15 protein-coding genes and 1 tRNA gene are annotated in these 18,034 nt (G+C 46.0%); 7 read left to right on the forward strand and 9 right to left on the reverse strand.

Annotation, left to right across the window (positions count from 1 at the left end):
* Positions 1 to 238 precede the first annotated feature (238 nt).
* A complete protein-coding gene (locus ACN0QW_RS06950) occupies positions 239 to 1,348 on the reverse strand; it encodes a Ppx/GppA phosphatase family protein (RefSeq protein ID WP_417429992.1) in 1,110 nt (369 codons plus the stop codon).
* A 277-nt stretch (positions 1,349 to 1,625) separates the two neighbouring features.
* Between ACN0QW_RS06950 and ACN0QW_RS06955 the strand changes: the two genes are divergently transcribed.
* From ACN0QW_RS06955 to ACN0QW_RS06965, 3 genes are all read left to right on the forward strand, one after another.
* Positions 1,626 to 1,699: transfer RNA gene (locus ACN0QW_RS06955), tRNA-Gln, on the forward strand.
* A 167-nt stretch (positions 1,700 to 1,866) separates the two neighbouring features.
* Positions 1,867 to 2,454: a YceI family protein gene (locus ACN0QW_RS06960; protein ID WP_417429994.1), complete on the forward strand. Its 588-nt coding sequence runs from the start codon at positions 1,867 to 1,869 to the stop codon at positions 2,452 to 2,454.
* An 18-nt stretch (positions 2,455 to 2,472) separates the two neighbouring features.
* On the forward strand, positions 2,473 to 3,009 hold the full coding sequence (locus ACN0QW_RS06965) for a cytochrome b (RefSeq protein ID WP_299372599.1): 537 nt from the start codon (positions 2,473 to 2,475) through the stop codon (positions 3,007 to 3,009).
* A 129-nt stretch (positions 3,010 to 3,138) separates the two neighbouring features.
* On the opposite strand, the gene ACN0QW_RS06970 is transcribed toward ACN0QW_RS06965, so the two are convergent.
* Entirely contained in the window at positions 3,139 to 4,197 is a 1,059-nt protein-coding gene (locus tag ACN0QW_RS06970) for a phospholipase D-like domain-containing protein (RefSeq protein ID WP_417429996.1), read from the reverse strand.
* 231 nt (positions 4,198 to 4,428) lie between these two features.
* Between ACN0QW_RS06970 and ACN0QW_RS06975 the strand changes: the two genes are divergently transcribed.
* The gene (locus ACN0QW_RS06975; RefSeq protein ID WP_417429998.1) at positions 4,429 to 5,256 is read left to right on the forward strand and encodes a tellurite resistance TerB family protein; all 828 of its coding nucleotides are present in this window, start codon (positions 4,429 to 4,431) and stop codon (positions 5,254 to 5,256) included.
* Positions 5,257 to 5,388: 132 nt separating this feature from the next.
* Here the strand turns inward: ACN0QW_RS06975 and ACN0QW_RS06980 are convergent, their stop codons facing one another.
* From ACN0QW_RS06980 to argE, 6 genes are all read right to left on the reverse strand, one after another.
* A complete protein-coding gene (locus ACN0QW_RS06980; RefSeq protein WP_417430000.1) occupies positions 5,389 to 7,119 on the reverse strand; it encodes a dipeptide ABC transporter ATP-binding protein in 1,731 nt (576 codons plus the stop codon).
* Positions 7,120 to 7,133: 14 nt separating this feature from the next.
* On the reverse strand, positions 7,134 to 8,069 hold the full coding sequence (locus ACN0QW_RS06985; protein WP_417430002.1) for an ABC transporter permease: 936 nt from the start codon (positions 8,067 to 8,069) through the stop codon (positions 7,134 to 7,136).
* Positions 8,069 to 9,037 (reverse strand): ABC transporter permease, encoded by a 969-nt coding sequence (locus ACN0QW_RS06990; RefSeq protein WP_417430004.1) that lies wholly within the window; start codon positions 9,035 to 9,037, stop codon positions 8,069 to 8,071. Before ACN0QW_RS06990 ends, ACN0QW_RS06985 begins: the two co-directional genes overlap by 1 nt.
* A gap of 93 nt (positions 9,038 to 9,130) precedes the next feature.
* Positions 9,131 to 10,726, reverse strand: a complete 1,596-nt coding sequence (locus ACN0QW_RS06995; RefSeq protein ID WP_417430006.1) for an ABC transporter substrate-binding protein — start codon at positions 10,724 to 10,726, stop codon at positions 9,131 to 9,133.
* Between the two features lie 65 nt (positions 10,727 to 10,791).
* Positions 10,792 to 11,964, reverse strand: a complete 1,173-nt coding sequence (locus ACN0QW_RS07000) for a M20 aminoacylase family protein (protein WP_417430008.1) — start codon at positions 11,962 to 11,964, stop codon at positions 10,792 to 10,794.
* 76 nt (positions 11,965 to 12,040) lie between these two features.
* On the reverse strand, positions 12,041 to 13,204 hold the full coding sequence (gene argE, locus ACN0QW_RS07005) for an acetylornithine deacetylase (RefSeq protein ID WP_417430010.1): 1,164 nt from the start codon (positions 13,202 to 13,204) through the stop codon (positions 12,041 to 12,043).
* A 277-nt stretch (positions 13,205 to 13,481) separates the two neighbouring features.
* On the opposite strand from argE, the gene ACN0QW_RS07010 reads away from it, so the two are divergent.
* Complete coding sequence (locus ACN0QW_RS07010) at positions 13,482 to 14,399, forward strand: LysR family transcriptional regulator (protein WP_417430012.1); 918 nt, start codon at positions 13,482 to 13,484, stop codon at positions 14,397 to 14,399.
* Positions 14,400 to 14,424: 25 nt separating this feature from the next.
* Here the strand turns inward: ACN0QW_RS07010 and ACN0QW_RS07015 are convergent, their stop codons facing one another.
* Positions 14,425 to 15,660 carry an ROK family transcriptional regulator gene (locus ACN0QW_RS07015; protein ID WP_417430014.1) on the reverse strand — a complete coding sequence of 412 codons (1,236 nt, stop codon included), beginning with the start codon at positions 15,658 to 15,660 and terminating at the stop codon, positions 14,425 to 14,427.
* A 141-nt stretch (positions 15,661 to 15,801) separates the two neighbouring features.
* Between ACN0QW_RS07015 and ACN0QW_RS07020 the strand changes: the two genes are divergently transcribed.
* Together ACN0QW_RS07020 and ACN0QW_RS07025 are read left to right on the forward strand one after the other, a co-directional pair.
* Complete coding sequence (locus tag ACN0QW_RS07020) at positions 15,802 to 17,046, forward strand: extracellular solute-binding protein (protein WP_417430016.1); 1,245 nt, start codon at positions 15,802 to 15,804, stop codon at positions 17,044 to 17,046.
* 14 nt (positions 17,047 to 17,060) lie between these two features.
* Positions 17,061 to 17,948, forward strand: a complete 888-nt coding sequence (locus tag ACN0QW_RS07025) for a carbohydrate ABC transporter permease (protein ID WP_417430018.1) — start codon at positions 17,061 to 17,063, stop codon at positions 17,946 to 17,948.
* Positions 17,949 to 18,034: the final 86 nt, after the last annotated feature.

Here is an 18,034-nt window from a genome sequence, read left to right on the forward strand (position 1 = left end):
CTTATTGGCGTTCCATTTCTTAACAGGGCTATACATCAGGACTGATAAAATCTCAAATGTCTCATCACCAGCCCATAAACAAAATTATCACACAACAAGGCCCAGAGTATCTGTTAGACTTTAAAATCCAGAGTATCAATTTGATCTTAAAATAAAGAATAGAAGATATTCTGTTAAAAGACGACCCGAGTAAGAGACAACCCGAACGCGCCAATCCCCCAACTAAAGCCGAAAGGGCTTAACCTTCGCTAATCAACTTATAGAGAATACCTTCGCGCAGGCCCCTGTCAGCAACGCGTAGTTGCGCAACAGGCCAGAGCTTGGCTAAGGCTTCGAAGATCGCACAGCCCGCCACCACCAGATCAGCGCGCTGACTACCTATGCAGGGATTTGCCACCCGTTGTGCATAGGTCATGCTGGCAATCTTGTGGCAGAGGCCAATAGCGGTATCACAATTGATCAGGGTACCATCAACCCGATTGCGGTCATAACGTGGAAGCTTTTTATACACCCCGACAAGCGTCGTCACCGTGCCGGATGTTCCCAATAGTTGCAACTTTCCATCGCGGACCCGTTGGGCAAAACCGTGTTTTTTCTCAAAGATCAGGAAGTCATCATAGATTTCCTGAACCATCTGTTGATAAATTTCCGCCGTGATATCCCGGCCACCGTATTTCTCGGCAAGGGTCACAACCCCTTTGGAAACCGAATACCAGTCTTCCATGATGGGACTTGGCATAATTGGGGTCGGCATAACAGGTTTGGGCACATCTGGTTTAGGTGCCGTCGCTTTCGCATTATCTGGCGCTTTCGTTTTATCTGGCGAGGGTTCTTTATCCCCCAGACGAATCCAGCTAACCTCGGTACTGCCCCCGCCGATATCAAAGATTAAAGCTTCGGGCAGATCAGGGTTTAGCAAAGGCGCACACCCCATAATGGCCAACGATGCTTCTTCCGAATTATCGATAATTTCCAGATCTAGCCCGGTTTCTTGCTTGACCCGTTTGATGAAATCATCCCCGTTTGCCGCGCGGCGACAGGCCTCGGTCGCGACACAACGTAGTTTTGTCACGCCCCGTCGTTTAAGTTTACTGTTGCAAATCTTAAGTGCAGCCAGCGTCCGACCCATGGCTTCTTCAGATAACTTACCTGTTTGACTTAGCCCCTCGCCCAAGCGAACGATACGAGAAAAGGTATCAAGAACACGAAAATTCTTACGGCTGGCGCGCGCGATCAACAGGCGACAGTTATTTGTCCCCAAATCTATCGCGGCGTAAACATTATTGTCCGCCCGTTTTACCGCCTTTTTCGATAAGGCCTTTTTTCGGGACTGAGAAGTAACCGTCAAAAATTTTGCTCCTGATCCGACCGGACCATAATCCAATACTCCCTTCTTACGAATTCAAAGGGGGAAAAATCAACATCTATTCACCATCTAGGCCCTAAAAATGCCCCAAAAGCAAAAAAACATCACTGGACGCAAAAATGTGTTGTAAGATCTGAGTCAAGGGACTATATGAAGCCCCGCAAGTCACCGTTATCAGCATATCTGGCCCACAGTAAATGCTCAGTGATCATCCAATGATCATCAAAAGCTGCCAGAATATTTATCTGCTGAACCCTGATCCGGGATAGTTTAACGGTAGAACTAAGGACTCTGACTCCTTCAGTCCAGGTTCGAATCCTGGTCCCGGATCCAAATTCTTACCCAAACAAGATACATTTAAGTCTGATAACTGGTTAGCGTGTTGCTTCCACAAACCTTGAAGACTGCTCACACAATAGTTACATCCAAATTCGTGGATTGAATGATAGGGTTCAAATCACCATCTAATTTAGAAATAATCTTTTTCACGGGGATTTTACATGTCTTTCAAACTACCTTTTAAAGCTCTTCCAACTGGCCTTGCTGCACTGGCACTTTCCTTGTCTGTGTCAATGGCGAATGCCGCTGAGTACAACATTGATCCAACGCACTCGTTTATTAATTTCAAAACAAAACACCTCGGCTATAGCTGGTTATCTGGTACCTTTAACAAGATTTCCGGAACTATCGATTATGATCCTGAAAATAATGCAGACCAGAAGGTCAATATAGAAATCGACACCGCAAGTCTGGATACCAATCACGCTGAGCGTGACAAGCACTTGCGCAGCGCAGATTTCTTTGATGTGGAAAAATTCCCGACAGCCACCTTTGTCAGCACAGGATACAGCGGCGATGCCAATGGAGGCACCTTGTCCGGTGATCTAACGTTGCACGGTGTAACCAAAAATATTTCCTTTGATGTCACTAAGATTGGCGAAGGTAAAGACCCATGGGGTGGATATCGTGCTGGTTTCGAAGGCAGCTACACCTTGAAACGTAAAGATTTCGGCATGGACTTTAATCTCGGCCCTGCGGCAGAGGAAGTACAGGTTGATCTCTTTATCGAAGCCATTCAAAAGAAATAATCAAATCGTTTATCAGTTATGATACGCAATTCAACAAATAGCTATGGGCTGGTCAGCAAGTTGTTGCACTCGCTCATAGCCTTTTCCATTATTGGTCTGATCGGTCTTGGCTGGTGGATGGTTGGGCTCAGCTATTATGATGCTTGGTATCATACTGGCTTGGAATTACACCGTGCCATTGGCATCTGTGTGCTTCTTCTTGCCTCTGTCTTTGCAATATGGAAAGTGATTTCCCCCTCGCCCGGTCTTCAGGAATCCCTGAAACCAATGGAAAAGGTCGGGGCAAAAGTAGTGCATGTCATTCTACTGCTTTCCATGTTTGTCGTTCCCTTAACGGGTTATGCCATTTCCACGTCTTCGGGAAGCGGCTTTACCTTTTTCGGGCTTTTCGACATTCCGTCGATCATGGCAATTACCGATACAACCCGTGATCTAGCCATCGACCTGCATTATTACATTGCCTATGGCCTGATCGCCGTGGTTCTGCTGCATGCAGGGGCGGCTTTTAAACATCAGTTCATCGATAAAAAAGGTACGCTTAAACGTATGTTTTAAAGGTAGTGCGATGTCACTAAGTGGATACAGGTAAAAATGTAAGAGGGAGCGAAAGCTCCCTTTTTCTTTTGCGCTAAACAACTACCCTAGATCGTTGGTGTCGAGATAACGGGCCTCATAGAACAGACCTCATGTAACGGGTCGGGCATGATCCCGGATGATGCGCTCGATTTCCGCGAGGGCAAAACTGGCAATCTTTTTCTGTGCCTCTTTTTGTGTGGGGGATGTTGTGTCCAGATCGCCAAGGATAATGATGTTCTCATCATTCAAATGGTTCGCCGGGCCCGTATAGTTAAAGGAGCCGCCAATCACCACTTGCCTGTCCAAGACCATCAGCTTGTGATGCAACTTGCCAAGCTGTCCGCTTTTGTGCACAAAAAACAAGTCTGCCCCCTTGGCCTTGAGATCATCCACAGGCGCCCAATCCTGACTACCCTGCCCGCCATCAAAGACACCCTGTATTGGCATGTCGAGATCAAGCAAGCGTAGCATGGTATCATCAATCCCCGATGATTTTGAAAAGGTAAAGATTGCAAAATCGATCCGCTCTCGCGCCTTGAGCATTTGCTTCATGATTTCCATTTCCGGGCTGTGATCCGGTGCAAACAGAACCCTGATCGGTACGTCGGACACCACTGTATCCGTCGGGGTTTTATCGTGACCTTCGTTCCGCTTGCCAAAATGTCCGCGCTGAATTTCCGCAAATTCACGGCTAAAGATTTTCGCAACCTTCTTATCGTGGATAATAATCACATGGTTCAGGTTATTGTGGGTGCCTGTCGGGGTGAAATTGGTCGATCCTGACAGAACCGACGCCCCGTCCCGAACCATAAATTTCTGATGAAAAATCTTAGAATTATAATCGACCTTCACGTCAATTTTGGCCCGCAGGATAGCATCATGAACCTGTCTGTTTGCCTCGTGCTTGCCACCCACGGCCCAAGGATCAACCTGCGCCGTTGCAGCCTTGAGATAGCTTTGTTCGATGACCATTCTGACCCGGACTTTTCGTTGGCGGGCACGAATAATTGCCTTGGCAATAGTTTCGTTTTCCAACTCCTGCACCGCGATATCCAGACGCTTTTGTGTGCCGTCGATAAAGTCAACGATCACAGCCTCCAGCTCATCTGGTGCCCCCAGAGCTTCCGGCCCTGCATGAAACTCTACATTCCCGACACGCACACCCATTGTTTTTCCGCAGTTATACATACACTTATGACACGCACAATGTACCACAAAAGTGCAGCAGCATCATGACAGATCAACTCCAGCGCGAGATACTGTATCTAACACTCCATGCAAAAAGCCCTTTGATTTTCCAACATCAGAAGAATTGAAACCCGCAAAAAATCCCCCATATGAGATAGGAACAAAAAATACCTGGTTTGCAGAAAACTCTAATTTCTATGATGGGACAGCATGTTTAACGCATCGAAACTAATCAACGAAGTACTTGGCGCAAGTGGTGCTGGATCAGGTGGTGGTTCAGCTATGCAAAAAGGCAAGGATTACCTTTCCAACAATGCAGGTGGTCTCGCTGGCGGGGCCGTCGCTGGCGGCTTGGCTGGTTATATGATGGGTTCCAAAAAGGGTCGCAAGATGGCAAAGAAAACCGTTCAGTACGGTGGCCTCGCCCTTGTTGCCGGTCTAGCGTACAAGGCTTATAGTGATTGGCAAGGCAATAAAAATGCGGCCCCTCAACAAGGCATGGGACACGGGCAAGTACCCGGACAAGCACAAGGACATGCTCAGAGCCAGCCCCACACTGCCCATGCACCAGCACAAGCTTCTCAGCAATATACAGCACATCAGACACCGCAACAGGCCGCTATTGTGCCTCCTGTCCCTCAGGATTCAGCCTTTGCGGTAGAACCGGCAACAGAAACAACAAACAGCTTTGGTGCCGCGCTGGTTTCTGCCATGATTGCCGCCGCAAAAGCAGATGGCCAGATTGATAGCGCGGAACAAGATGCTATCTTTGCCAAGATTGATGAACTTGACCTGTCAAACGACGAAAAGGCCTTCCTGATGGATCAGTTACGAAGACCATTGGATATCGACAGTCTGGTTGCACTGGCACAGAACAAGGAACAAGCCGTCGAGCTTTACGTGGCTTCTCTGATGGCAATTGAAGTAGATGATCCCGCTGAACAGGGGTATCTCAGCATGCTATCTGCACGCTTGAAGTTAGAACCGGAACTGGTTGCCCATATCCATGGGTCAGTCGCTCAAGCTGTCCACGCCTAGGATTAATAACGTTACTTAACTCTTGGACATTGAAGTAACGGCAAAACCCAAGCGTTTTCTCTTCGGTTCATACATACAAAAAGGGCTCTGAAATTACTTCAGAGCCCTTTTTTATACTTATCACGGATAGCTTTAACTTGCTTCGGCTTGTCCATCATCACGGTCCATAAGACCGGAATAGCTTGGCATCAAACTGATCAGATGCTTGCTGTATTCATGCTGCGGTGCCTTGAAAAGCTCTTCCGTATCAGCAATCTCAACCATCTTTCCTTTGGACATAACACCAACACGATCACACATCTGTCGGATTACCGGAAGATCGTGACTGATAAACATCATGGTCAAACCAAGCTCTTCCTGCAGATCTTTTAATAGATTGAGGATCTGGGCTTGAATGGATACGTCCAAAGCCGATGTTGGTTCGTCACAAATTAGGAAACGCGGACGCGTTGCCAACGCACGAGCGATGGAAATACGTTGTCGCTGCCCCCCGGAGAATTCATGAGGGAACTTCACAGCTGCCTTGGCACCCAGGCCAACGTGGTCAAGAAGATCATCAACAATTTGACGTGTCTCGGCTTCGGAACTTGTCAGTTTATGAAAGCGAATAGGCTCTGCAATAATGTCCCGAACCTTCATACGCGAATTTACGGATGAAAAAGGATCTTGGAAAATCATCTGCATCTGACGACGGTGCACATTAAGCTCGCGACGTTTTTTGATTTTGGTAAGATCTGTACCGGCAAAATTAATAGAACCACCAGCAACCTTGTAAATAGACGTCACCAAACGCGCGATTGTGGATTTACCTGATCCGGACTCCCCAACGATCCCGAAACACTCGCCATCACGGATATCAAAACTGACATTATCAACGGCGCGGACTTCACTTTTCCCGCCGCCGAACATACCGCCGGATTTGAAAACCATCTCAAGATTATCGACCTTAAGCAACGGACCATCGCTTTTGCCAAAATCACGGGCTTTGCCCAACCAATGTGTATTCAGATCAAGTTCTTTACACTCACCCGCCGCTTCAATGCTTTCCACAACAGGGAAACGATGCAACCGTATATCCGGGCGCGGAACTGCAGAGATCAAGCTACGAGAATAAGGATGATCCGGATTACCAAGAATTTTAGCTGTAGGTCCAGTTTCCACCACCACACCGCGGTACATCACCGCAACACGGTCAGCGACTTCGGCAATCACCCCCATATCGTGGGTAATAATGATCATGCCAACGCCTTTTTCCCGAACCAATTTTTTAAGCAAATCAAGAATCTGGGCCTGAATGGAAACATCCAGTGCAGTTGTTGGCTCATCCGCAAGGATAACATCCGGCTCGGCACACAGAGCCAAAGCAATAACAACACGTTGACGCATACCCCCGGAAAACTGGTGGGGATAATGATCAACGCGCACGGTCGGATCCGGAATACCAACCTGATCAAGGAGGGAAATTGCACGTTCACGGGCCTCTGCATCAGACAAGCCCAAATGAGTTTGAATTGTCCCGATCAACTGGGATGCAATAGTCTCTAATGGATTAAGCGAAGTCAGTGGATCTTGAAAGATCATGCCAATCCGTTTACCCCGGATTTTTCTCAACTCCGCCTGAGATTTACCAATGATCTGCTCACCTTCGAGGAACACTTCCCCGCCACCGACACGACCGGGACGTTCCAGCAAACCAACCACAGCATTACCAATGGTCGATTTTCCTGCGCCAGACTCCCCAACGACACCAAGAATTTCCCCAGCAGTAACAGTCAGATTTACATCCTTAGCCGCAATAACATCACCATGGCGAGATGGGAACTCAACAACGAGGTCTTTGATATCCAGTAACTCTTTACTCATGACATCACTCCCTATCAGCGCAGTTTCGGGTTCAAGGCATCGCGAAGCCAGTCACCCAGAATGTTAACGGAAAGAACGAGTACGACCAAAGCCACACCCGGGAAAATAGTTATCCACCACTCGCCAGAGAAGAGATAGTCATTCCCGATACGAATAAGAGTTCCCAAAGACGGAGAGGTCGGAGGGACACCAACACCTAGGAAAGAAAGTGTTGCTTCGGTAATAACAGCCAGAGCCAATTGAATAGTCGCAATCACCAACACTGGTCCCATAACGTTCGGTAAAATATGACGGACCAGAATAATCCAGTCCGGCAAACCGATAACCTGTCCTGCCTGAACGTATTCCTTGTTCCGTTCAACCAGGACAGAACTACGAACCGTGCGGGCATATTGCACCCAAAAGCTCAGACCAATAGCAACAACGAGAACATAAACCGCAAGCTCATCATGCACCTCTCGTGGCATAACACCACGGGCAATGCCATCAATAAGAAGAGCAATCAAAATAGCTGGAAATGATAACTGAACATCTGCAACACGCATCAGGAAGGAATCAACCATCCCGCCGGCATAACCGGAAATCAATCCAACAGTAATTCCCAGAACAGCTGCAAAGCCAACAGAGGCAAAACCCACAATAAGGGAAATTCGTGATCCGTACAGAATCGTGGAGAAAACGTCCCTGCCCTGATCATCTGTTCCCAGAAGATAAGACACCTTGCCATCCGCTTCCCATGCCGGAGGTAACAGACCATCAAAAAGATCAACAGTGGCAAGATCAAAGGGGTTATGCGGGGCAACAAAATTGGCAAAAACCGCGCCAAAGACAATTATAAAAGTCAGGAAGGCGGCAATCATTGCGCCCGGTGATCTCTTGAAATTGTACCAGAGATCACTTTCACGGAAGCGCGTGATAAATGATGATGCTTCGCTTGAAATATCACTCATTAGCTCTGTACTCGCAAACGGGGATCAACAACAAAATAGAGAATGTCGACAATCAAATTGATCACAACAAAAACAAAGGCAATCAATAGCAGATATGCCGCCATAACGGGGATATCTACTTCTGATACCGCCTGAATAAACAACAGCCCCATTCCCGGCCATTGGAATACGCTCTCGGTGATAATGGCAAAAGCAATAATCGACCCGACCTGAAGACCAATAATTGTAATAACAGGAACAAGTGTATTACGCAGAGCAATAGAGAAGTTGATTAACCTTGGGCTTAGACCACGTGCGTGGGCGAACTTGATATAATCAGTACGTAAAACTTCGAGCATTTCAGCACGAACCAAGCGCACGATCAAAGTCATCTGGAATACTGCTAGTGTAATCGCAGGCAATATAATCGACTTAAGACCACTTGCTGTCAGGAAACCTGTGCTCCACCAACCCAACTCGACAACCTCTCCACGACCAAAAGTGGGCAACCATCGCAAGGTCACACCAAAGAAGAGAATTAACAAAATACCGATTAGGAAGGTCGGCAACGATACCCCCATTAAAGATATCGTCATAAAACTACGACTAAATAGCGATTTTGGTTTTAGTGCTGTATAGATCCCCATGGGGACCCCCAACACCAAGGCTAGTACAGCAGAAACCAAGGAAAGTTCAAGGGTTGCGGGAAAACGTTCGGCAATCAATCCACTTACGGGCTGACGCAAACGATAGGACATACCAAAATCGCCCTGTACAGCACTTGAAATAAAACGCCCGTATTGAACGAGAAAAGGATCATTTAATCCCAATGATTCAGTCAAGGCTTCACGCTCTTCAAGAGTCGTATCCTGACCAACCATATTATTGATGGGATCCCCAACAAAACGGAATAAGGCGAAGGCAATCAAACCAACCACCAACATGACGACAATCGACTGAAGAAGCCGCATCGATATAAACTTGAACATAACGTCCCCTGCTGAACTTGGCTCAAGATAATTGAACCAGTAAAAACGGGGGCCTCTAAAACCGAGGCCCCCTTATACAATCACCCTAAAGGGTTACTTGCCAATCACAACATATCGAAGGTCAAGAACATTATCCGCACGCTGAGAAAGCGTTACGCCATCACGAACACCCCATGAAAGAGGTTGCTGGTGAAGAGGTAGATAACCAACGTCTTCCTTCAGAATAGAGAAAGCTTCGGCAACCATTTCCTGGCGCTTAGCTTGATCTGTTTCCTTTTCAACATTGCTTGCGATCTCATCAATCCGTGAATTGGAATAACGACCATAGTTAAATTGGCCAGTATTCTTCTCAGTATCAAATGATGACATCAGGTTGAAAAGCACGTTATGAACGTCCATAGAACTTGGTGTCCACCCCAGAAGATAGAAAGAGGTATCGTTACCATTTTGCGGGCTTACTTTTGCAAAATATTTGGATTTTGGCTGAGCATTCAGATCAACTTTGATACCAACGCGTGCCAAAAGGCCTACAACAGCCTGACAGATTTTTTCGTCATTTACATAACGATTATTCGGGCAATCCATACCAAGCTCAAAACCTTCTGGATATCCAGCTTCGGCAAGAAGGGCTTTGGACTTTTCCGGATCATACGCATAAGGCTTATTAAATTTAGCATCATGACCATTGATCTGTGGTGCAATCAATAGTCCTGACGGCACCGCCGCCCCACGCATGATTTTTTTGTCGATTGCGTTCAGATCAATCGCATGTGCCATAGCAGCACGAACACGCTGGTCTTTAAGCGGGTTCTTACCTTTGATATTGGAATAAAGCAGCTCATCACGCCACTGATCCATACCCAAGAAGATTGTACGTGCTTCAGGTCCTGTTAGCGGACTAACACCTTCTGCTTCTTCCAAACGGTTCCAATCCTGAACGGGAACCGGATAGACCAGATCAAGTTCACCTGAAATCAATGCAGCAACTCGCGTTGCACCTTGTGAGATCGGCGTAAAGTTCACTTCGGTCACGTTTGTTGGAATATCTTTCCAATAGCCATCAAAACGCTTGAAGGTTGAACGTACATCAGGTTGACGTTCAGTCAAAATGAACGGGCCTGTACCATTCGCATTTTGCGCAGCATACGTCGCCGTAGAATCAGCAGCCTTTGGACTTGTTGCTTCTACTGAACCATGCTTTTCAGACCACTCTTTGTCCATCATGTAATAGAAGACAAGTTCGCGAGGTAAAATTGGATTTGGTGCAGGTGTTTCCACCTCAATCGTATAGTCATCAATTTTCTTGATGTCTTTCATACGACTACCGTAACCCTTCATGTCAGACCCAGCAGTCAGCGTACGCTTCCACGAGAAGATAACATCATCAGCGTTAAAATCGCCGCCATCATGGAACTTTACACCTTCACGAAGCTTGAAGATCCACGTTGTCGGGCCAGTATTTTCCCAACTAACAGCCAACCCAGGCTGTAGTTCTAGGTTTTTGTCATAATAGGTAAGGCCTTCATAGACATTACCCAAAAATCCAAGAGTAAAAGTCTCATTCAAACCATGTGGGTCAAGAGACTGAACGTCCCCTTGAAACGACCATTTAAAAGTTTCAGCATTTGCTGATCCCGCGCTAAGGGCAAGAGCACATGCACCCGCCGCGAGTATTGACTTCATTTTCATTTTATACTCCCTGTATTTCTAACTTTACCTGTTTGAACCACACTACTTATTTAAACTTTTTGTTTTTAACGATTTATTGGCATCGCTGTTTCGACAAGTTTAGCCCAATAAGAACAACCAATGGGAATTATTTCGTCGTTAAAGTTGTATTTTGGATGATGAACCGGTGCTGTATCGCCATTGCCTAAGAAAATAAATGACCCCGGACGTGCGTTGAGCATGAAAGCAAAATCTTCGCCGCCCATGGTCGGGTTCGCGTCTGTATCAACTTTATCTTCACCAGAAATGCCAGAGGCAATATCAACGGCAAAAGCTGTTTCTTTTTCGTGGTTCATCACAACCGGATAATTGCGCTTGTAGTCTAGAACAGCCGTCGCACCGTGTGCTTTTGCAGTATGCTCGACAATTTCCTGTATGCGTTTTTCAGTCAAATCACGCACAGCTTCACTCAAAGTACGAACAGTACCGTTCAAGCTGGCTGTATCTGGAATAACATTAAATGCTGTACCTGCATTACAAGTTGTTACAGAAACAACCACAGATTCAATTGGATCAACATTACGCGAAGCAATAGATTGAAGTGCCAAAATAATATGGCTGGCAATAACGATCGGATCAATTGTTTCATGTGGTTTTGCTGCGTGACCACCAGATGCCTGAATATCAATAGTAAAAATATCAGTCGCAGCCATCAGCGCGCCAGGACGTGTTCCAAAACTTCCCACAGGAACACCCGGCCAGTTATGGAGACCGTACACTTCCTGAATATTGAAACGATCCATCATACCATCGTCAACCATTTCGCGGCCACCGCCGCCGCCTTCTTCAGCAGGCTGGAAAATAACAGCAACAGAGCCATCAAAATTTCGGGTCTCAGAAAGATATTTGGCAGCACCAAGCAACATCGCCGTATGTCCATCATGGCCACAGGCATGCATTTTACCGTCTACTTTGGACGCGTACTCAAGCCCAGTTTCTTCATGTATTGGCAAGGCATCCATATCAGCCCGCAAGCCGACAACTTTACCGGAACTGGTTTGATTACCCTTGATAATCCCAACAACACCTGTACGGCCTATACCTGTAACAACCTCATCAAGACCAAACTCTTTTAGCTTTTCTGTGACAAAACTTGCAGTTTCCTCTACGTCAAATAAGAGCTCGGGGTTTGAATGAATTTCTCTACGCCACCCTGTGATTTCATCGTGAAGTTCTGCAAACCTGTTTATAATCGGCATTATTCTTCCTTAATTCGGTATCTCTACTGTTCGTTATTTAAATTACTCTTATTTAATTTTGGTCAAACTTTGGGTCTTAGCTAGCTAAACGTTCAATCAGGCGTCGCTGAAAATCAATACCTGCATTCAATTGCTCAATAGACAGGTATTCATTAGCCGCGTGGGCTTGTGCAATATCACCGGGCCCACAAACAATCGTGGAATATCCACCATCCTGAAACTGCCCAGCCTCTGTGCCGTAAGACACAACATGCTCGGCATTATCACCTGTAATCTGACGGACCAACCTTTCAGCCGAACCATCAACTTCCCGGCGACATCCCGGCACATTCCCCCTGACTTCAATTTCAATCTTCGCAGAAGGAGCAATGCGTTGCATCTCAGCTTCCAACTCTGCTGTATAAACCCGATAAGCCTCAAGATATTCCATCGGGTTTTCAGATGGAAGCACCCGAAAATCAGAAGAAAAGGAGCAATCTTTCGCTGTTATGTTGTGCGCTGTCCCTCCCTCGATGACACCGCAATGCAAGGTCGTATAAGGGGGGTTAAACAAAACCGTCTCAGGTAGATTTTCGGTTCGTTCTTTATTTTCCAACATCTTTTGTTCATGCCATACGACAAGCTTTGCCGCGACATGCACAGCAGACACCCCCGTATGAACCAGACTGGAATGAACTTCAAAACCACGAACTCTGGTTGTCAGCCCTAACGCTCCTTTATGTCCAGAAACCACCTTCATCATAGTGGGCTCACCAACAATCACAGCTTCGGCTTTCACCTTTGGTGCCATATCCTCAATCATTGATGGAGCACCCAAACAGCCGATTTCTTCGTCATAAGAAAGGGCGAGATGAATAGGGCGTTTCATCTTTGCTTTGAGCATTTCCGGAACCAGCGACAGAGCTATTGCAGAGAAGGCTTTCATATCAGCGGTTCCGCGCCCATAGAGAAGACCATCCTTCTCGATAACCTCAAAAGGATTTGTATCCCAAGGCTGGCCATCCACGGGAACGACATCTGTATGCCCTGATAAAATCACGCCCCCATCTGCATCCGGACCAATAGAAGCCCACAGATTGGTTTTAGTGCCATCAGAATTTTGAACACGATGAGAGCGAACACCATGAGAATTTAAATAGCTCTCAACAAACTCAATTAGGGGAATATTACTGTTTCGTGACACAGTATCGAACGAAACCAACCTCGCAAGCATTTCTTTTGCTGAATAATATTCAGTCACAAATAACTCCCTATGCAACCCACTTCAATAAAACAAGGCAAATGACAAATAAAAAACTAACTATTTCTATTGCCAGTATTGAGAGGAAACATGAAATCTCAACATCTGTATCAAATGACTTGTTTGCACAGACAAATTACTAAGCCATCAATGTCGGCACCTGATAGGCACAAGTAACTTGCCTGTACTGACCAACAAGAAGGCCACGAACAAAGAATTGAATCAATGCATAATGATGTATATAGGTATACAAAAAAAGCATAATGGATATCAAGACATGCGCATGCGACAACTAGAGGCTTTTAGGGCCACAATTCTTAACGGCACCATATCTTCAGCGGCAAAAAGCCTCAAAACCACGCAACCAACCATTAGTCGCTTGCTGGCTGATTTAGAGTACTCCTTACAACTCAACCTTCTTCACCGTCGAAAAGGCAGGGTTGTCCCCACACCAGAGGGCATGGCGTTCTATAGAAAACTTGATGAAGTTTTTGATGCTTTTTCGAAGCTCAAAAATGCAGCAGAAGACATATCTCGGAATAAACAGCAAGATATTCGAATTATCTCTCTGGGCGCTTTGTCGGTAAGTATTATCCCCGAAATACTAGAGGAATTCACAGCCAATCATCCAAAGGTATCCATTACCCTGAACACAACAGATGTTAAAAGCTATTTCAACATGATTATGGATGAAGATCTTGATATCGCATTTGGTAACCAAATGGGAGAGCAACCAGGTGTCGAACAGGCTATTTTAGCCAAGGTTGACTATATTTGTGCCTTAAGCCCCAACCATCCCTTAGCAGAAAAAGACGTTATCTTTGAAGAGGACCTAATCGGCGAAAGGCTTATCGCACTTGATAGTGACGAGGTCTTGGCGTTTCATCAACACACTGACCTATACAAACGTATAAAACCAGAAACACCCTTTAGCACACAACACTCAGCAAATGCCTACTCCCTTGTCTGCAAAGGACTTTGCAGTGGCATTCTGGAACCTTTTTCTGCACCTGTCTGGGCGGCAAAAGGGGTTAAAATCCGCCCATTCAAACCGTCAATTTCTTATAAATATTCTGCTTATTACAAGGAAAATAGAAAAGACAGCTGGGTCATTCGTGAACTCTTAGAAATCGCGAGCAAAAAATTTAAGCGCTATGAGAAAGCTGAACAGCTTACTGAAATTTTCGATCAGTAGTACTGCCTCCACATAAGGGAAAGCCTTATGCCCACCCTGCTGGTTTTTTTGAATGACTATATAGCTCAGCATTAAATTCATAAAAAATTGGCACACTCGCGGCGCCATGTGCCGGAGCAGAAGGAGCACTAACGCCCAGCAATACCCGCTGCTCCAACGGCTTTAACTGTGTGACCACCGAGGGCAGCAGAGGATTTAACAAATCCAAAAGTGCTTGGGCGATTTTCGGGGGCAGCAAACCGCCTATAAAAATAACCTCTGGGTCAAATGAACTCTCAAGTGCAAGAATACCTATTCTAAGTTTTTCTGCAGCCTCTTGTAACCAGCTCATAAAAGCCGGATCTTTTGCTTCGAAAAGCTTCTCAAGGTTTTCAGGTGAACTATGATGGTTATCTTCCTCTCCCAGAGCATGATACGCCGCGCGTAAAGAAACGTATTGCTCAAAACATCCCTTATTACCGCATTCACACACCTTACCATCAGTTTCAACAAGGATATGACCTATTTCACCAGCTGCGCCTCTCACGCCATGATAGATCTGTCCGTTGAGAAAAAGCCCTGCACCAAGCCCCATTCCAATAAAAACATATACAAAGTTATCAAACTTTTTCCCGGCGCCATGAAGCCGTTCCGCGATAGCCGCTGCATTAGCATCGTTTTCTACGATAACTGGTAAACCTATGCGTCGCGAGAGGTTATCTTCGAGGGGATAACCAACCCACCCAGGCCCCACACCCGTTGGACCACTTACATCAAACGGTCCCGGAATAGCGACACCAACACCAAAGACACGCTGTTTTTCGACTTTACCTGCTTTAATAACCTCATCAACGAGGCGAGCAAAAATTTCTATACCTTCTTCTGCAGAAGGCCTGGAAACAGTCTTTTGGGTCTTTGCGCATTCTTCGCCAGCCAAGTTCACTAAAATAGCGAGGGCAAGTTGGTGGTCCATTTGTATGCCAACAGAAAATCCCCCTTGAGAGTTCAAACGATAGGGGCGTGCTGGCTGACCCCTTTTCGCTTTCTGAGGTTCTCCCGCAATCAACAGGCCACGCTGCTCCAGTTCAGCTACAAGGTTTGATATTGTCTGAACAGAAAGAGCCGTAGCCCGTGTAATTTCAGCACGCGTCAACTCCCCATGCCGCCGAACAGCATCAATGACAGCTCTTAGATTATGCTCTTTTGCATGTTCCAGATTCGTCCCCAAAACCCCAGACTTAACTGCATGATTTTCAGCACTTTTATTTTTTTCCGTTGCCATACGACAATTCCATGCTAGATTAATTAAATCAAATTGAGTTAATAAACAACACTATCCACTCAAACTGCCACAGACAAATAAAAACTACAAACTTTTGTGAACCAGTCTTTGTGGCAATAACCTTAAAACAGGGAGGTTAATATGAAGAAAAGTAAACTACTTATGGCAGCGGCGCTCGGGGCACTTGTTACTGCTTCTCCTGCCAACGCTGAAAAGACGCAATTAAGCGCTCTTTTCATGGCCCAAGCGGCTTATAGCGAACAAGATATCGAGCACATGACCAAAGCCTTTGAAAAGGCAAATCCAAGTGTTGATGTAAAGATGGAGTTTGTCCCCTACGAAGCGCTACACGATAAAATCGTGCTCTCTCATAATGCTTCAGAAGGCTATGACGTCGTTCTCTTTGATGTGATCTGGCCCGCTGAGTTTGCACAATACGGGCTGTTGACTGACGTCAGCGATAAAATTAATTCTGCTACAAAAAAAGAAATTCTTGAAGGTGCCTGGACCACTGTTGAATACGGCGGCAAGTACTATGGCATGCCATGGATTGTTGACACCAAATACCTTTTCTATAATGAGAAAATGCTAAAAGAAGCAGGTATATCCAAACCACCAGTTACATGGTCAGAGCTTACTAGCCAGGCACAGCTTATTAAAGACAAGGGCATCGTCGACTATCCTTTAGTCTGGAGCTGGTCACAATCAGAGGCCGTAATTTGTGATTACGCAACCTTCCTGTCCGCAATGGGCGGTAAATTTCTGGATGCCGATGGCAAGCCTGTCTTTCAACAAGGTGGCGGCTTAAAAGCATTGGAATACATGGTTGATTCAATTAAACTTGGTCTAACTAATCCAAATTCACGCGAATATTCCGAAGAAGATGTCCGCCGGACGTTTTCAAGTGGGCAAGCTGCCTTCGCTGTTAACTGGACCTATATGTATAACCTTGCTAACGACCCCAAGGAATCATCCGTTGCGGGTCATGTGGGCATCGCCCCTGCACCCGGTGCAGAAGGTATCAGTACTGCTTCTGCGGTGAACGGGTCCATGGGGCTCGGGATTACATCCAAAAGCAAACACAAAGAGCTGGCTTGGAAATACATTCAACACCTGTCATCCAAACCCGTTCAGGAAGACTTTGCAAAATTAAGTTTGCCCGTATGGAAATCTTCCTATGAAAACCCAGAAGTCACAAAAGGGCAGGAAGAACTTTTGAAGGCAGCAAAAGTTGGTCTGGCAGCAATGTACCCACGTCCGACCAAAGCATCCTATCAGGAAATGTCTTCAGCCCTTCAGGTCGCGATCCAAGAAGCCCTGTTAGGGTCAAAAGAACCAGCAGAGGCATTAAACGAAGCCGCTGATGTTGCAGCTGACTTAGACTAGAGTAGTTAAAGTCAATGGTCCGTTTTACCAAAGCCACAACTGCGTGGCTCCTGCTAACCCCGATGATGACCATCATCATCGGGGTGGTCGGATACCCCCTAATCAAAACAGTTTATTATAGCTTTACCGCTGCCCACCTTGCATCACCAGCAACAACAGACCGTTGGGTTGGTTTCAAAAATTACATCAAAGCACTTGGTAATTCTAAATTTCTGGATTCAATAGAAAACACCGCTTACTTTGTTTCTGTTTCTGTCTCTGCTGAAATAATCATTGGTGTGCTGGTTGCCCTACTCTTAAATCAAGTATTTAAAGGCAGAACTCTTTTACGCGCACTTTTAATTCTTCCTCTAGCGCTTCCTACCGTAGTCAACGCCATGATGTGGCGGCTCATTTACGGCCCAGATTTCGGGGCACTCAATGCTCTTCTGACACAGGTTGGCCTTTTGGCAGAATACCAAAGTTGGCTAGGAGATCCCGACCTAGCCTTATGGATGGTGGCAATTGCAGATATATGGAAAAACTTTCCTTTGGTTGCCCTCATTACCCTTGCCGCATTACAGACGATTTCAAAGGATCTGATCGAAGCAGCCACTTTGGACGGGGCAAATACATGGCAACGTTTTTGGACAGTTGTTTTCCCGGCAATAGTCGCCCCCGTTAGTGTCGCACTTGTTCTTCGAACGATCGAAGCATTCAAAGTCTTTGATATCATCTACGTCATGACCCGTGGTGGCCCCGCAAACAGTACTAAAACCGTTAGCTTCCATGTTTATCAAGAAGCCTTTGCCTATATGCGAATTGGCTCTGGTGCGTCTTATGCTCTCATCGTCGTTCTTATCAGTGCCCTTCTGATTGCCACCTACCTCTGGCTGATCAAAAAACAGGGGAATACAACATGATTAAGCAAAGTAAATTTCAAACAGCAATTGTTTACAGCTCAGCTATATTACTGGGTCTTGTTCTTCTCTGCCCTGTATTGTGGCTA

Source organism: Kiloniella sp. (assembly GCF_048259265.1).
Lineage (GTDB): Bacteria > Pseudomonadota > Alphaproteobacteria > Kiloniellales > Kiloniellaceae > Kiloniella.

Coding starts and splice junctions, on each gene's coding strand:
- ACN0QW_RS06960 (WP_417429994.1), top strand. CDS start 1,867: ATGTCTTTCAAACTACCTTTTAAAGCTCTTCCAACTGGCCTTGCTGCA.
- ACN0QW_RS06965 (WP_299372599.1), top strand. CDS start 2,473: ATGATACGCAATTCAACAAATAGCTATGGGCTGGTCAGCAAGTTGTTG.
- ACN0QW_RS06970 (WP_417429996.1), bottom strand. CDS start 4,197: ATGGGTGTGCGTGTCGGGAATGTAGAGTTTCATGCAGGGCCGGAAGCT.
- ACN0QW_RS06975 (WP_417429998.1), top strand. CDS start 4,429: ATGTTTAACGCATCGAAACTAATCAACGAAGTACTTGGCGCAAGTGGT.
- ACN0QW_RS06980 (WP_417430000.1), bottom strand. CDS start 7,119: ATGAGTAAAGAGTTACTGGATATCAAAGACCTCGTTGTTGAGTTCCCA.
- ACN0QW_RS06985 (WP_417430002.1), bottom strand. CDS start 8,069: ATGAGTGATATTTCAAGCGAAGCATCATCATTTATCACGCGCTTCCGT.
- ACN0QW_RS06990 (WP_417430004.1), bottom strand. CDS start 9,037: ATGTTCAAGTTTATATCGATGCGGCTTCTTCAGTCGATTGTCGTCATG.
- ACN0QW_RS06995 (WP_417430006.1), bottom strand. CDS start 10,726: ATGAAAATGAAGTCAATACTCGCGGCGGGTGCATGTGCTCTTGCCCTT.
- ACN0QW_RS07000 (WP_417430008.1), bottom strand. CDS start 11,964: ATGCCGATTATAAACAGGTTTGCAGAACTTCACGATGAAATCACAGGG.
- ACN0QW_RS07010 (WP_417430012.1), top strand. CDS start 13,482: ATGCGCATGCGACAACTAGAGGCTTTTAGGGCCACAATTCTTAACGGC.
- ACN0QW_RS07015 (WP_417430014.1), bottom strand. CDS start 15,660: ATGGCAACGGAAAAAAATAAAAGTGCTGAAAATCATGCAGTTAAGTCT.
- ACN0QW_RS07020 (WP_417430016.1), top strand. CDS start 15,802: ATGAAGAAAAGTAAACTACTTATGGCAGCGGCGCTCGGGGCACTTGTT.
- ACN0QW_RS07025 (WP_417430018.1), top strand. CDS start 17,061: ATGGTCCGTTTTACCAAAGCCACAACTGCGTGGCTCCTGCTAACCCCG.